Source organism: Amycolatopsis thermophila, assembly GCF_030814215.1.
GTDB lineage: Bacteria > Actinomycetota > Actinomycetes > Mycobacteriales > Pseudonocardiaceae > Amycolatopsis_E > Amycolatopsis_E thermophila.
Window position 1 is genome coordinate 1476589 of sequence record NZ_JAUSUT010000001.1, and the last position, 14747, is coordinate 1491335.

At 72.3% G+C, this 14747-nt stretch carries 13 protein-coding genes; 9 read left to right on the top strand and 4 right to left on the bottom strand.

Annotation, left to right across the window (positions count from 1 at the left end):
* Window positions 1–62: 62 nt before the first annotated feature.
* From FB470_RS07275 to FB470_RS07295, 5 genes are all read left to right on the top strand, one after another.
* On the top strand, window positions 63–368 hold the full coding sequence (locus FB470_RS07275) for a hypothetical protein (protein WP_306989757.1): 306 nt from the start codon (window positions 63–65) through the stop codon (window positions 366–368).
* A gap of 311 nt (window positions 369–679) precedes the next feature.
* Complete coding sequence (locus tag FB470_RS07280) at window positions 680–1747, top strand: hypothetical protein (RefSeq protein WP_306989758.1); 1068 nt, start codon at window positions 680–682, stop codon at window positions 1745–1747.
* A 161-nt stretch (window positions 1748–1908) separates the two neighbouring features.
* Complete coding sequence (locus FB470_RS07285; RefSeq protein ID WP_306989759.1) at window positions 1909–2742, top strand: hypothetical protein; 834 nt, start codon at window positions 1909–1911, stop codon at window positions 2740–2742.
* 187 nt (window positions 2743–2929) lie between these two features.
* Window positions 2930–4477 carry a serine/threonine-protein kinase gene (locus tag FB470_RS07290; RefSeq protein WP_306989760.1) on the top strand — a complete coding sequence of 516 codons (1548 nt, stop codon included), beginning with the start codon at window positions 2930–2932 and terminating at the stop codon, window positions 4475–4477.
* A gap of 81 nt (window positions 4478–4558) precedes the next feature.
* On the top strand, window positions 4559–5503 hold the full coding sequence (locus FB470_RS07295; RefSeq protein ID WP_306989761.1) for a serine/threonine-protein kinase: 945 nt from the start codon (window positions 4559–4561) through the stop codon (window positions 5501–5503).
* Between the two features lie 6 nt (window positions 5504–5509).
* On the opposite strand, the gene FB470_RS07300 is transcribed toward FB470_RS07295, so the two are convergent.
* The gene (locus tag FB470_RS07300; RefSeq protein WP_306989762.1) at window positions 5510–6184 is read right to left on the bottom strand and encodes a response regulator; all 675 of its coding nucleotides are present in this window, start codon (window positions 6182–6184) and stop codon (window positions 5510–5512) included.
* Window positions 6181–7524, bottom strand: a complete 1344-nt coding sequence (locus FB470_RS07305; RefSeq protein ID WP_306989763.1) for an ATP-binding protein — start codon at window positions 7522–7524, stop codon at window positions 6181–6183. The genes FB470_RS07300 and FB470_RS07305 overlap by 4 nt, the downstream gene beginning before the upstream one ends.
* 113 nt (window positions 7525–7637) lie before the next feature.
* Between FB470_RS07305 and FB470_RS07310 the strand changes: the two genes are divergently transcribed.
* Window positions 7638–8906: a PspC domain-containing protein gene (locus FB470_RS07310; protein ID WP_370876655.1), complete on the top strand. Its 1269-nt coding sequence runs from the start codon at window positions 7638–7640 to the stop codon at window positions 8904–8906.
* Window positions 8899–9141, top strand: a complete 243-nt coding sequence (locus FB470_RS07315) for a hypothetical protein (RefSeq protein ID WP_306989765.1) — start codon at window positions 8899–8901, stop codon at window positions 9139–9141. Before FB470_RS07310 ends, FB470_RS07315 begins: the two co-directional genes overlap by 8 nt.
* A gap of 71 nt (window positions 9142–9212) precedes the next feature.
* Here FB470_RS07315 and guaA read toward each other — a convergent pair whose 3' ends face one another.
* Window positions 9213–10769 (bottom strand): glutamine-hydrolyzing GMP synthase, encoded by a 1557-nt coding sequence (gene guaA / locus FB470_RS07320; RefSeq protein ID WP_306989766.1) that lies wholly within the window; start codon window positions 10767–10769, stop codon window positions 9213–9215.
* A 335-nt stretch (window positions 10770–11104) separates the two neighbouring features.
* On the opposite strand from guaA, the gene FB470_RS07325 reads away from it, so the two are divergent.
* Both FB470_RS07325 and FB470_RS07330 read left to right on the top strand, forming a co-directional pair.
* Window positions 11105–11512, top strand: coding sequence for a hypothetical protein (locus FB470_RS07325; RefSeq protein WP_306989767.1), 408 nt, complete (start codon window positions 11105–11107; stop codon window positions 11510–11512).
* A 50-nt stretch (window positions 11513–11562) separates the two neighbouring features.
* Entirely contained in the window at window positions 11563–13008 is a 1446-nt protein-coding gene (locus tag FB470_RS07330) for an aldehyde dehydrogenase family protein (RefSeq protein WP_306989768.1), read from the top strand.
* On the opposite strand, the gene FB470_RS07335 is transcribed toward FB470_RS07330, so the two are convergent.
* Window positions 12980–14713, bottom strand: a complete 1734-nt coding sequence (locus FB470_RS07335) for a GMC family oxidoreductase (RefSeq protein WP_306989769.1) — start codon at window positions 14711–14713, stop codon at window positions 12980–12982. The genes FB470_RS07330 and FB470_RS07335 overlap by 29 nt on opposite strands.
* Window positions 14714–14747: the final 34 nt, after the last annotated feature.

A 14747-nucleotide genomic window follows, 5' to 3' on the forward strand; every position in this document is an offset into this window, starting at 1 on the left:
CCGTCCGAATTCGGGGGCTTCCCGGAGGTCCGGTGCGCCGGCGGACGGGCACACTGGAAGACATGATTAACGTCATCGCGGTCATCATCGCGATCGCCAGTGTGCTCGCCTCGCTCGCCCATGTGGGCTACCTGGCGCTGCTGAACAACGCGGCGCACAAGCGGGCGGGTGGGGCACCGGTGGCGCAGTACGTCCGCAGCCGGTGGGCGCTCGCCGGCGGGACGACCGCCGCATCGCTCCTCGCGTGGCTGTTCACCTCCGGCAACACCGGGATGGACATCCTCGCGATCATCGTCGCCGCGGGCAGTGGCGCGGTCGCGACCAAGGCGCTGCAGTCGACCCAGGCGCGCTACCGAAGCGGTGGGTGAGAAATTCACCGAGACCCCGACAGGGTGAACTTGCGAGTCCGGGCTTGGACGTCCGGCCCGGGCTCTTACCCTTGAGGCGTGGGACTGCCCAGATTCGGCGTCGCGCGCCCGGCCTCAGGTCGTGCGCGTGCAGTCGAGCGTGCAGGCGCACATGCATACGCTGCTCCATTCGGTCGAACCGGCCCCCGACCCGCGTCAGAGGGCGCAGAGGGCGGTGTCCACTCGGCATGACTGGCGGGGCCGAATTCGCGGACAGTTCTCGTACCCGGGCCGGCCGGCACCGACGTGGCGCCGGCACCTGGACCCCGGTCGTGCCGGCACACCCGCCGGACGCCCGGCGCGTACCCGAACCGTTCGACGCCCCGGCGCGCGGGTCCCTGCCGGTGGCCGGCCGGGTCCCGGAGTCCCGGCCCTCCGGCGCGGTGTTCCCGCCCGCGCGCGGCGAGGTCTTCCCGCCCGCGCACGGTGAACTGCCGGTCCCCCCGCCCGCGCAGCCGCCGCGGCGCACCAGGGTCAAGCTGAGCCCGCCCCGGCACCACTCCGACGCGCTGGACGACACCGACGTCCGCGTGTACGAAGCCGCGCCCACGACCGGCCTGGGCTCCTTCGACCTGGGCAACGTGCCCGCTTCGGTGACCCCGCCGCGCAGCTGGCGCAAGGCCGCGTGGTTCGCCACCGCGTCGTCCGGCGGCGTGGTCGTCGCCCTGATGTTCGCCGGCTCCGCGTTCGTCGCGAAGCCGGCGCCGGACCAGGCGGGCGGCGCGTGGATACCCGGCCTCGGCGGCGGCGTGCCCACCCTGTCCGGCGAGCAGATCGCGCCGCCGGTCGGTGGTGGCGGCGAGGAGCGGCGCACGTCGAGCACGACGCGCGACGGTCTCGCGGAGAGCGGATCGGCCGGCGTCACGCCGACCGGCAGCGCGGACCTGCGCGCCCCCGCGCCGACCACGGTCCGCGGCTCGGCAAGCCCCTCCGACGACGACGCCACGGTCAGCGCGACCGCCACCACCACCAGCACGATCCCGCCGAAGCCGGCGCCCTCCCCCGCGCCGTACCAGGCGGACCCCACCCGGTTCACCCAGTTCCCCGACGAGGACCCCAAGACGCTCGCCAGCACCTCGCAGAGCTTCCTCGACACGGTCACCGAGAACCCCGAGGCCGCCCACTCGATGACCGGCGGCGAGCTGCAGCAGGAGGGCACCGATGGTCTCGAGCGGAAGTACTCCGACGTGGCGTACTTCCAGGTCAAGCACATCCGGGTGCACCAGTACGACGGCCGGACCGTGTGCACCGTGCAGACCGTCTACAAGGACGGCCGCGAGGTCACCGAGGAGCGCACCCTCGAGTTCTCGGGGGACAAGATCACCAACGATGGCACCTGAGCACGCACTGGGCCCGGTGGGTGACGATTACTGCCGTTCGTCGAGCCGTGGCGCCCCTCCACCGATCGGTGGTGGCCGGTAACGCCCGGAGGGGGTTCGCTGATGAACAGCACGACACCCCCGGCCAGTCCCCCGAGACGGAAGATCCAGACGACAGGTCCATGAGAGTCGCACACGAACGGCACCGCACCCGGATGCCGGACGCACTCCGCGTCGAGGAGCTGATCTCCCCCGAGATCCTCGACAACGAGATGGTCGACCGCGAGTACCTCACGCAGGTGTTCCGCGAACCGCGGAAGTACCTGCCGCCGCCGCGTGGCCGCGTCAAGGCCGAACCGGTCCGGGAGCCGGAGAGCCGGGGCGCGAAGTTCGCCAAGCTCACCGGCCTCACCATGGCCGGCACGCTGCTCGTCGGCGCCGTCGTCGCGTCGTCGGTGGTCAGCCGCGGACGGGACGGGGCCGCTGCGCCCCTCAGCCCGGCGCCGCCGCAGATCACCGGCGTGGCCGCGCTGGGCGGGTTCGCCTCCGGCGGCGCGCCCGAGCAGGGCGGCGCCCCGGCCGCCGATCACACCCGGCCGAGCACGTCCGCGACCGCGCAGGTGCCGGTCACGCAGACGCAACCGATGCCGGTGGGCCCGGCCGCGAGCGCGGAACCGCCGTCACCCGTCACCACCACCCCGGAGGTTACCGACGCCGAGAAGCTGGACGTGGTCAACGAGTTCTACCGCCGGGTGGAGTCGGCTCCGGAGCGGGCGCTGGACCTGCTCAGCCCGGCCCTGGCCGGCGACGAGGCCGGTGACCTGGTGCGGGTGTGGAGCACCATGCGTGACGTCCAGGTGCTCGAGACGCACGTCCAGCCGGACGGGTCGGTGCGCGCGGTGGTCCTCATGCGCCGCGACGACGGCACGCGGTTGCGGGTGACCCAGCAGCTCGGCCTCGACGAAACCGGTCACAGCATCTCCCAGGCGGTCCTGCTGGCCGCCGAGGAGCTGTAGCGCAGGCCATAGCAGGCGCGTTCCGGGCACCCCACACAGTGCCGGATGTGTGTGCGCAGAGTGAGCACCCTAGCCTTGAAGTGAACGGATCTGGCCCAACCCCGGCCCACGGGCCGAGCTACGTGCATAAGGCTCCCAGGCGTGCGGCACTGCGTCGCGCCCTGAAACAGCCCCCGAAGGAGGTCGCGTGAGCGACGAGGGTCGCCTGGTCGCCGGCCGGTACCGGATCGAGCGGCGAATCGGCACCGGCGCCATGGGTGCGGTGTGGCAGGCGCATGACGACGTGCTCGGTCGGACGGTCGCGATCAAGCAGCTGCTCCTGCAACCGGGGCTGGACCACAACGAGGCCGAGGACGCCAAGCAGCGCACGATGCGTGAGGGCCGGATCGCCGCGCGCCTGCACCACCCGAACGCGATCAGCGTCTTCGACGTCGTCACCGACGACAACGGCCAGCCGTGCCTGGTCATGGAGTACCTGGCCTCGACGAGCCTCGCCGAGATGCTGCGCGACCGGAAGACGCTGCCACCGCGCGAGGTGGCGCGCATCGGCGCCCAGATCGCGGCCGCGCTCAAGGAAGCGCACGCGGTCGGCATCGTGCACCGGGACATCAAGCCGGGCAACATCCTGCTCGCCGACAACGGCGTGGTGAAGATCACCGACTTCGGCATCTCGCGGGCCAAGGACGACGTCACCGTCACCAAGACCGGGATGATCGCCGGCACCCCGGCGTACCTGGCGCCCGAGGTCGCGATCGGCGGCGACCCCGGGCCGGAGGCGGACGTCTTCTCGCTGGGCTCGACGCTGTACGCGGCGTGCGAGGGCCAGCCCCCGTTCGGCCTGAGCGAGAACACGCTGAGCCTGCTGCACGCGGTCGCCGCGGGGCAGATCAACCCGCCGCGGCAGTCCGGTCCGCTGGCGAGCGTGCTGGCGGTGCTGCTGCACCCCGAGGTCCAGCACCGCCCGACGGCCGAGGAGGCCGAGGAGCTGCTGGCCGCGGTCGCCCGTGGCGAGACCCCGCTGGGCGGGCCGTCGGACGAGACCCAGTTCTCCCCGGCGGGCGGCGCGATCGGCGGCGCACTGGCCGGCGGTGCTCTCGGCGCGGCCGCGGGTGCCGGTGCGACGCGCGCCTTCCGCGGCGACGAACTCGGCGCGCACTCCGGATCGCTCGCAAGCGGCGGGAGCGACCAGTTCTACGACGAGTACGACGACTACTCGGACGACCCGTACGCCCCCACCGCCGCCTACCCCGCGGACGACTACGACCGCCGGGGCGCCACGCGCGCGGTGCCGGCCGCGTACGACGGCTACGGCGACCAGCCCGCGCCGGCCGCCGAGGACGACGAGGACGAGAAGCCGGGCAAGTGGAAGGTGCCGGCCGCGATCGGCGCCGTCGTGGTGGCCGGCCTGGTGGCGCTGGGCATCTGGCTGTTCACCCCGGCGGGCAACAACACGCAGAACACCACCGAGACCAACCAGCCGGTGGTGCCACCGCCGGCGACCAGCTCCTCGGTAGTGACGACGACGGACAGCCCGACGGCGAGCGCGACCAGGTCGAGCGCCAACGAAGGCCCCACCTCGTCGCGTTCCCAGCGGCGCAGCACGGCCGAGTCGTCGAACAACGAAGAGCCGCCGCCGTCGAGCAGCAAGCCGCCGAGCAAGACGGCGTCGTCTTCGGACAAGCCGACGTCCAGCCCGCCGACCAACACGTCGACCAGCGGGGCCGACGGCGGCTGAGGCCAGCTGCCGGAAACGTTCAGGATCGGTCAGTAGGGTGGTTGGCGACCATCCGACAGGCCGGGACGACGAGAGGGTGTTGTGGGTACTGAGGGCGCACTCGTCGGCGGCCGGTACCGGTTGGACCAGCCGATCGGTCGCGGCCGGGCCGGAATCGTCTGGCTGGCGTACGACACGCAGCTGAACCGCACCGTGGCCGCCAAGAAGATGCCGGTCGCGCCGGGGCACAGCGAGCAGTCGATCGCGACCGCCCTGGACGAGGGCCGCGCCGCGATGCGGATCCAGCACAACTGCGCGATCGGCGTGTACGACGTGCTCCGCGACGGGCAGGACCCGTGGCTGGTCATGGAGTACGTGCCGTCACGCAACATGGCGGACTTCCTGACCGAGTACGGCACCCTGAGCCCGGACCAGACGGCCTTCCTGGGCATCCAGCTCGCGTCGGCGCTCAACGCGGCGCACCACGTCGGGGTCGTGCACCGCGGCCTGGAACCGGGCAACGTGCTGCTCGCCGACGACGGCGGCGTCAAGGTCACGGACATCGGGTTCACCGGCGCCGGGTTCAACCCCGCCTACCGGGCGCCCGAACTGTCCCGAGGCGCGACGGCCGCGCCGGCCACCGACGCCTTCTCCCTCGGCGCGACGCTCTACACCGCGGTCGAGGGTGTGCCGCCCTACGGCGACCACGGCAGCGGCCCGCTGCGCGAGCCCGAGAAGGCCGGCGTGCTGGCCCCCGCGCTGATGAAACTGCTGCGCGAGGACCCGCTGAGCCGCCCCACGCTGGCCGACAGCATCACCTCGTTCCAGGCGATCACGCAGGGACGCCAGACCGCGTTCATCCCGCCGACGGCGCCCGCGCTGCCGACGGTGCCGGCGTTCCGGCCGCAGCCCCCACCGCCCCCGGCGCCGAAGCAGCCGATCGTGAACCTGTCCCCGAAGCGGGTGCGGCAGCTGATCCTGACCACGATGGCCGTCCTGGTCGCGGCGGCGATCGGGATCGGGGTCAGCCAGCTGCTGTTCCTCTGACCCCGGTCACACCAGCCGGCGGTCGGAGGCCCAGCGGGACAGCTCGTAGCGGTTGGACAGCTGCGTCTTGCGCAGGACGCTGGAGACGTGCGTCTCGACCGTCTTCACCGAGATGAACAGCTCCGACGCGATCTCCTTGTAGGCGTACCCGCGCGCGAGCAGGCGCAGGACGTCCCGCTCGCGTGGGGTCAGCAGGTCCAGCTCCGGGTCGCTGATCGGCGCGGAGCCGGGGCGGTCGGCGAACGCGTCCAGCACGAAACCGGCCAGGCGCGGGGAAAACACCGCGTCGCCCTCGGAGACGCGGGCGATGGCGCGCACCAGTTCCTTCGACGAGATCGTCTTCGTGACGTACCCGCGGGCACCGGCGCGGATGACCGCGATGACGTCCTCCGCCGCGTCGGACACCGACAGCGCCAGGAACACCACGTCGGGCAGCTCGGTGCGGACCCGGCGCAGCACCTCGGCCCCGCCGCCGTCGGGCATGTGCACGTCCAGGAGCACCACCTGCGGCCTGGTCCGGGCGATCCCGGCGACCGCCTCGCCCACCGAACCCGCCTCGCCGACCACCCGCACCTCGTCGGTGATCGAGTCCAGCTCCGTGCGCACGCCCGCCCGGAACAGCGCGTGGTCGTCGACCAGGAACACGCTGATGGGGGCCTTCGGCTGCGGTGTCTCGCTCAACGCGTCCCTCCAGAATCGGCCTTGACCGGCATCTCCAGCTGCACCTCGGTCCCCTCCCCCGGGGACGTGCGCAGCCGCGTGGTGCCGCCGTTGCGCTCCATCCTCCCCCGGATCGAATCGGCCAGGCCATGCCGGTCCTCCGACACGGCGTCCGGGTCGAACCCCTTGCCCCGGTCGCGCACGAACACGGTGACCGCCGTGGGCTCGACCTCGGCGTACACGCTCACCTCGTCCACCCCGGCGTGCTTGGCCGCGTTGACCATCGCCTCGCGGGCCGCCAGGACCAGCGCGGTGAGCCGGTCGTCGAGCTCCGCGTCGCCGACGACGACCTGCGACACCGAGATCGCGAAGGTGTCCTCGACCTCGCCGCACGCGCCCGCGATCGCCTCCGACAGCTGCCGGGTCGCCCGCTCGGTCTTCGGCGTCCCGTAGCCCGACGGCCCGTACAGCCAGCCGCGCAGCTCGCGTTCCTGGCTGCGCGCCAGCCGGGCGACCTCCTTCGGCGCCTCCGCCTGCTTCTGGATCAGCGCCAGCGTCTGCAGCACCGAATCGTGCAGGTGCGCCGCGATCTCCGCGCGCTCCTCGGTGCGGATGCGGGCGCGCCGCTCCTCCCCCAGGTCACGCACCATCCGGAGCCAGAACGGGACCGTCAGCACGGCCACCCCGACCAGCGTCGCGAGCACGGCGAGCAGCGCGAACTGCACCTGGTCGAGCGAACCCGAGCGGAGCACGACGACCCCGATCCCGGTGATCACCAGTGCGACGCCCGCGAGGATCCGGATCGCGGCCGACCACCCGCCACCCCCGAGCACGACACCGGCGACGCCGGACCGCGCCCCGATCCGCCAGCGGCGGCGCTGCGACTCGTCGGCCTCGCGCCACACGACCGCGGCGCCGACCAGCGCGAGCGCCAGTGGCACCGCGACCCAGCCGTTGATCGCCCCCGTGATGGCACCGCCGGCGACCAGCAGGCCGATGCCCAGGATCAGCAGACCGATGGCCTGCTGCTTTTCCTTGGCCGTCGCCGGCGCCTCGGTCTCCTCGCGGCGCCGCTGCGGCACGAACACCCACAGCAACCCGTAGGCGACCATCCCGGCGCCGCCGAACGCGGCCAGCACGGCGAAGGTGGCCCGCACCCACAGCACCTTGACGCCGAGGTGGTCGGCCAGCCCGGAGGCGACACCGGCCACCACGCGGCTGGACCGGCGCCGGTACATCCTGGGCCGCTCGTCGGCCTCGGTCAGCGCGCTCCCGGCTGCCGGCACCACGGCACCCTCGCCCGCGGGGCGCGGCAACGGCATGCCGGTCTCGGTCCGGGTTCTTTCCTGCACGTGATCCATGGTTCTGCCATGGTCACATGGCCGCAAGAACGATTCATCAGGGAAAACCCCCGGGATCTCCGCCCGCGAAACCTCAGGGTCGTTCCCCGATGTGCCCGGCGGCGCGCTCGCGCATCCTGGTCACCATGAACGACACGGCAGAAGCTCCGAAACCGCAAGGCCTGGGCGGTTTCGAGGAGACCGTGAAGGACTTCTGGGCCAGCCGCCCGCGGCGCCCCGCACGGGGAGGCAAGATCGGCGGTGTCGCGGCCGCGATCGGCAACAGGTACGGCATCGACCCGGTGATCGTGCGGGTGGCGTTCGTGACGGCGACCGTCTTCGGCGGTGTCGGCGCCTCGCTCTACGTGCTGTGCTGGCTGCTGTTCCCGGCCGAGGGCGACGGGAGCTCGCCGATCGAGGCGCTGTTCGGGCAGGGCCGCAGCTCGATGAGCAAGCACATGACGATCGTGCTGGCGATCCTGTTCTTCCCGCTGTCCAGCTGGGCGTTCGCCGGGGGCTGGTTCGACGGCGGCGGCATCATCGGGGCGGCGCTGATGGTCGTCGCGCTGTACCTGCTGCACCGGGGGCGGGGCCACCTGTACCGGCCGGCGCCGGTGACCCGCGTGGCCACCGACGTGGGGCCCGCCGCGTTCTCCATGAGCACGCCGGGGAGCACCACCACCGAGCGGAACGAGCCCGGGTGGGACCCGCTCGGCGCGGATCCGATGGCGTGGGACCTGCCGGACCCGCAACCCGCCCCGGTTCCCTCGCCGCCGCCACCGCCGCCCGCGCCGCGCCGGCGGAGCAAGATCGGCATCGCGACGTTCGGGATCGCACTGCTGGTGGCCGGGGTCGGCGCGGCGATCGGCGCCGACGGGGAGACCTGGTTTTCGCCGCAGCACGTCATCGGGCTGGTGCTCGGGGTGCTGGGCGTCGGGATGGTGGCCGGCGCGTTCGCCGGCGGTGGCCGCAAGCTGGCCATCCTCGCGGTCCCGCTGTCCATCGCGGGCATCGCGCTCACCACGGTGCCGGTCGCGGACTACGCCGGTGGCGTCGGTGACCTGCGGGCCACGCCGCTGACCGCGGCGCAGGTGCAGCCGACCTACCAGCGGACGGCGGGTTCGGTGGACCTGGACCTCACCGCCTTGCCCGCGGACGTGCCGGTGACGACCGAGATCCACCTGGGTGCGGGCGAAACGACCGTGCTGGTGCCGGCCACGGCCGACGTGACCTACTCGTGCGAGTCGCACGCCGGTGACGTGCAGTGCCTGGGTCACGGCAGCAGCGGGCTGGGAGCCGGCCCCACGACGGGCGTCGACTACGGCAAGGACGGTCCCGGTGGGCTGCAGCTCAACCTCAAGATCGACCAGGGAGCGGGCGACGTGGAGGTGAACCGTGGCTGAGCAGGACAACCCCTACGCCCACGACACGGAGACGCGGGCGCCGGAACGCCGGCGCGGGGTGGACGCCTTCACCCTGGTCCTCGGCATCGGGACGCTGCTGGTCTCGGCGTACGTCCTCAGCGACGGCGCGACCTGGCTGCCCGCGTTCGACCTCAAGTGGGTGCTCGCCGGGGGCGCGGTGCTCGTCGGGGTGCTGATGCTGGGAGCCTCGATGCGGGGAGGGCGCCGGGACTGACGGTGCCGGCCAGGCCGGAAAAAGGGAGCCGCGGATGTCCGCGGCTCCCTTTTTCGTGCACAGCTGTGGGGTCACTCCCACTCGATGGTGCCCGGTGGCTTGCTGGTCACGTCCAGCACGACCCGGTTGACCTCGGCGACCTCGTTGGTGATGCGGGTGGAGATGCGCTCCAGCACGTCGTAGGGCAGGCGGGTCCAGTCGGCCGTCATGGCGTCCTCGCTGGACACCGGGCGCAGCACGACCGGGTGGCCGTAGGTGCGGCCGTCGCCCTGGACGCCGACGCTGCGGACGTCCGCGAGCAGCACCACGGGGCACTGCCAGATGTCGCGGTCCAGGCCCGCGGCGGTCAGCTCCTCGCGGGCGATCGCGTCGGCCGCGCGCAACGTCTCCAGGCGGTCGGCGGTGACCTCGCCGATGATCCGGATGCCCAGTCCGGGGCCGGGGAACGGCTGCCGGTGCACGATCGTCTCCGGCAGGCCCAGCTCCAGGCCGACGCGGCGGACCTCGTCCTTGAACAGCAACCGCAACGGCTCGACCAGCTCGAACTGCAGGTCCTCCGGCAGGCCGCCGACGTTGTGGTGGCTCTTGATGTTGGCCGCCCCGGTGCCGCCCCCGGACTCGACGACGTCCGGGTACAGCGTGCCCTGCACGAGGAAGCGGTAGTCGCCCTCGGCCTTGAGGTCGCGTTCGGCCTGCTCGAAGACCCGGATGAACTCGCGGCCGATGATCTTGCGCTTCTGCTCGGGGTCGGTGACCCCGCCGAGGGCGTCGAGGAAGCGGTCACGGGCGTCGACGGTCACCAGGTTCACGCCCGTGGCGGCGACGAAGTCGCGCTCGACCTGGGCCCGCTCGCCCTTGCGTAGCAGTCCGTGGTCGACGAAGACGCAGGTCAGCCGGTCACCGATGGCGCGCTGGACGAGCGCGGCGGCGACGGCGGAGTCGACGCCGCCGGACAGGCCGCAGATCGCGCGGCCGTCACCGATCTGCTCGCGGATGCGCGCGATCTGCTCCTCGACGATGGAGGCGGTGGTCCACTGCGGCTTGATGCCGGCGATGTCGTGGAGGAAGCGGCGCAGGACCTCCTGGCCGTGCGGCGAGTGCAGCACCTCGGGGTGGTACTGGACGCCGGCGATGCGGTCCCGCGTGTTCTCGTAGGCGGCGACCGGCGCGCCCTCGGAGGTCGCCGTGACCTTCGCGCCGGCCGGCGGTTTGGTGACGCTGTCGCCGTGGCTCATCCACACCTGGTGGCGGGCGGGGAGTTCGCGGTGCAGGACGCCGCCGTCGGCCGGGACGTGGACCTCGGTGCGCCCGTACTCGCGGTTGCCGGTGGCCTCGACGGTGCCGCCGAGCGCCTGGGCGAGGACCTGGAAGCCGTAGCAGATGCCGAAGATCGGGACGCCGGACTTGGCCAGCGCGGGGTCCATGCCGGGCGCGTCGGGTGAGTAGGCGCTGGCCGGGCCGCCGGAAAGGATGATCGCGGAGGGGTTCTTCGCGAGGATCTCGTCCACCGGCGTGGTGTGCGGCACCACCTCCGAGTAGACCTGGGCCTCGCGGACGCGGCGGGCGATCAACTGCGCGTACTGCGCGCCGAAGTCGACGACGAGCACCGGACCGCTCGGATTGGACACCGGACCTCCATCAGGACGACGTGTGTCTCCCATCGTCCCAGGTGGGCTGGGTCACGTGCGCCCGGGGACGCCGATTGACCGAAGGCCCCGGGCGGTGTCGGCGCGGGGCCTTCGCGGGCTCGGGGTCGGCGCGGCGGTCGCCTCTCGGCGAAAGGTCCGAACAGGGCTCCGGCCGAATCGGTGTTCCCTGACGGCGAAGTGGTGAGGCCCGGGGGACACGGACCGCGCCGACCGCTTCGTTCAACGGCGCGTGCCGGGCGGGTATTCCGTAACGGGCCGCGCGCTGCTCCCGATCTTGGTGCGTCGCCGAGGAGGAGCAGAGCGACTTCCGGTGGATGCTGCCCGGATGCGCGCTGATCCTGGCGAGCATCGTGATCGGGTTCGCCTGGAACCTCGCGGCGAGCCGCGCCATGGGCTGGTACAAGAACGCTTGCCACGTCGACCTCGACGGGCCCGGGAACGTCGGTCTGCTGGCGATCCTTGTTCCGCAGTTGCTCTCGTTCATCGTCTACTCCGGCATCGCCGGATGGGTGATCGTCTGGCGTTGCCGTCGGTGGCTCTGGCGGGTCCTGGCCCTGGTCGTCACCGTCGCCGGGGCGGTTCTGCTGACCTGGGCCTTCTGGACCTGGCAGCTCACCGAAGTGGTCCCCCACGTCGCCGAGCTGGGCACCTTGAACCCCATCTGCCTGGTCGACGACCCACCCGGCTGGCCATCCTTTTTCCCGATTCACCCGATGGGCTAGACGCGCCGACCACGAAACCACCCTCCGTCAGGCGGCCTAAGTTGTCAGGCATGGACACCATCACGCCGGAACCGCGCCCGGCCTGGATCGCCGGCCGGGCGGAGCAGGGTACCGCCACGCTGAACGTGCACCACCCGTTCGACGGAAGCGAGGTGGCGACCGTCGCGGTGCCGGGGCCGGACCAGGTCGAGCGCGCGGTGGCCGCCGCGGTCGCCGTCGCTCCCCGGCTGCGCCGCGCCCCCGCGCACCAGCGGGCCGCCGCCCTGGAGCACACCTCGAAACAACTCGCCGCGCGCGCCGAGGAACTCGCCGAGCTGATCACCGCCGAGAACGGCAAGCCCCTGAAGTGGGCCGAGGCCGAGGTCCGCCGCGCGGTCTCGGTCTTCCGCATCGCCGCCGAGGAAGCCCGCCGCTTCTCCGGCGACCTCCAGCGCCTGGACACCGACACCGCCGGCGAGGGGCGCCTCGCCGTGGTGCGCCGCGTTCCCCGCGGCCCCGTGCTGGGCATCGCACCGTTCAACTTCCCGCTCAACCTGGTCGCCCACAAGGTCGCGCCCGCGCTCGCGGTCGGCGCGCCGATCATCGTCAAGCCGGCGCCGCGCACCCCGCTGTCCGCGCTCGTCCTGGGCGAGATCCTGGCCGAGACGGACCTGCCCGCGGGTGCGTTCTCCGTGCTGCCGCTGGGCAACGAGGACACCGCGAAGCTCGTCACCGACCCGCGCCTGCCGGTCGTGTCGTTCACCGGCTCGGGCCCGGTCGGCTGGTCGCTGGCCGACGCCGCCCCGCGCAAGCACGTCGTCCTCGAGCTGGGCGGCAACGCGGCCGCGGTCGTGCTCGGCGACTGGACGGACCTGGCCGGCGCCGCGCAGCGCATCGCGACGTTCGGCAATTACCAGGCCGGCCAGTCGTGCATCGCGGTGCAGCGGGTGATCGTCGAGCGGTCCGTCGCCGACGAGTTCATCCCGGCGCTCGCCGAGGCCATCGCGGCACAGCGCACCGGCGACCCCTATGACTCCACAGTGGACGTCGGCCCGGTCGTCGACGAGGCCGCCGCCGAGCGGATCGTGGCGTGGGTCGACGAGGCCGTCGCCGCCGGCGCCAAGCTCCTGGCCGGCGGCTCACGCCAGGGCGCGACCGTCGAACCGACCCTGCTCACCAGCGTCCCCGCGGACGTGAAGGCCTGGTCGGAGGAGATCTTCGGCCCCGTCCTGGCCGTCTCGGTGGTCGACGACGCCGACGAGGCCTTCGCCGCGGTGAACGCCTCCGCCTACGGGCTGCAAGCGGGGGTGTTCACGCGCGACGTGCGGCTCGCCTTCCGCGCCTCCGCCGAACTCGAGGTCGGCGGCGTGATCATCGGCGACGTCCCGTCCTACCGCGCCGACCAGATGCCCTACGGCGGGGTGAAGGGCTCCGGGGTGGGTCGCGAGGGCGTCCTCGCCGCCATGCACGACCTCACCGAGGAGCGGGTCACCGTGTTCGCCGGGATCGATCTGTAGACACCAGGGGCAGGCGCAGGGCGGCCGGTGCGTCGGCCGGGACCGCCGGGTTCGACGGCGCGACCGGCTCGATCCGCCGGTAGCCCTGCGACTGGTCCGGCCGCGGATCGGCCTCGCCCTTGTTGGGCCAGAACGAGAACGCGCGCTCGGCCTGCGCGGTGATCGTCAGCGACGGGTTCACGCCCAGGTTCGCGGTGATCGCCGTACCGTCCACGATGGACAGGCCGGGGTAGTTGAACACCCGGTGGTAGGGGTCGATCACGCCGTCCTCGGGGCTGGTGCCGATGGGGGCGCCGCCGATGAAGTGCGCGGTGAGCGGGATGTCGAACACCTCGCCCCACGTGCCACCGGCGATGCCGTCGATGTGCTTCGCGGTCAGCTCGTTGGCCTGGTGGCCGGCCGGGATGAACGACGGGTTCGGCTCGCCGTGGCCCTGTTTGGACGTGTACCTGCGCCGCCCGAACAGGCCGCGCTTGGTGTAGGTGGTGATCGAGTTGTCCAGGCTCTGCATCACCAGCAGGATGACGGTCCGTTCGCTCCACCGGTAGCCGTTGAGCAGCTTCGCGCTCTGCACCGGGTGCTTGACGAGGAACCGCACCGCCTGCAGCCAGCGCGGCGCCTGCGCCGAGCCGTCGGTGGCGATGGTCTGGAGCAGGCTCATCGCGTTGCTGCCCTTGCCGTAACGCACCGGCTCGATGTGGGTGGTCTCGTCCGGGTGGAACGACGAGGTGATCGCGACACCTTTGCTGTAGTCGTGGTCCGGGTCCACCCTCGGGCGCCCCGCGCCGATGATGGCTTCGGAGTTGGTGCGGGTCAGCTCACCGAACTTCGGCGACAGCCGGGGCAGCACGCCCTGGTCGCGCATCTCGTGCAGCAGCCGCTGGGTGCCCCAGGTGCCGGCGGCGAGCACGACCTGCCCGGCGGTGAGCGTGGTCCGGAACTTCTTCGAACGCGTGCCGGTCTTGCGGACGTCGACCTCGAACGACCCGTCACCGCGGGGGCGCACGGCGGTGACCGTGGTGAGCGGGATGACCTTCGCACCACCCCGCTCGGCGAGGTACAGGTAGTTCTTGACCAGCGTGTTCTTCGCGCCGACGCGGCAGCCGGTCATGCACGAGCCGCATTCCGTGCAGCCGGTCCGCTCCGGTCCGGCGCCGCCGAAGAACGGGTCCGCCACCCGCTCGCCCGGCTTGTCGAAGAACACCCCGACCGGCGTCGGGTGGTAGCTCTCCGCCACGCCCATGTCGGCGGCGACCTTCTGCATCACCTCGTCCGACGGCGTCACCGTCGGGTTGGTGACCACGCCGAGCATCCGGCTCGCCTGGTCGTAGTACGGCGCGAGTTCGGACTCCCAGTCGGTGATGTGCGCCCACTGCCGGTCGCGGTAGAACGGTTTGAGCGGGCGGTACAACGTGTTGGCGTAGACCAGCGACCCGCCGCCGACACCGGCTCCGGCGAGGATCATCACGTCGCGGAGCAGGTGGATGCGCTGGATGCCGAAGCAGCCCAGCGCGGGCGCCCACAGGTAGCGCTTGAGGTCCCAGGACGTCTTGGCGAACTCGTCGTCGGCGAACCGGCGGCCCGCCTCGACGACGGCCACCCGGTAGCCCTTCTCGGTCAGCCGGAGCGCGGCGACACTGCCGCCGAATCCCGATCCGACCACGATGACGTCATAGTCAGCCGCATTGCTGTTACGCGTGGTCACAGGTAAAGGGTAACCGCGACCTCCGGATCCTGAC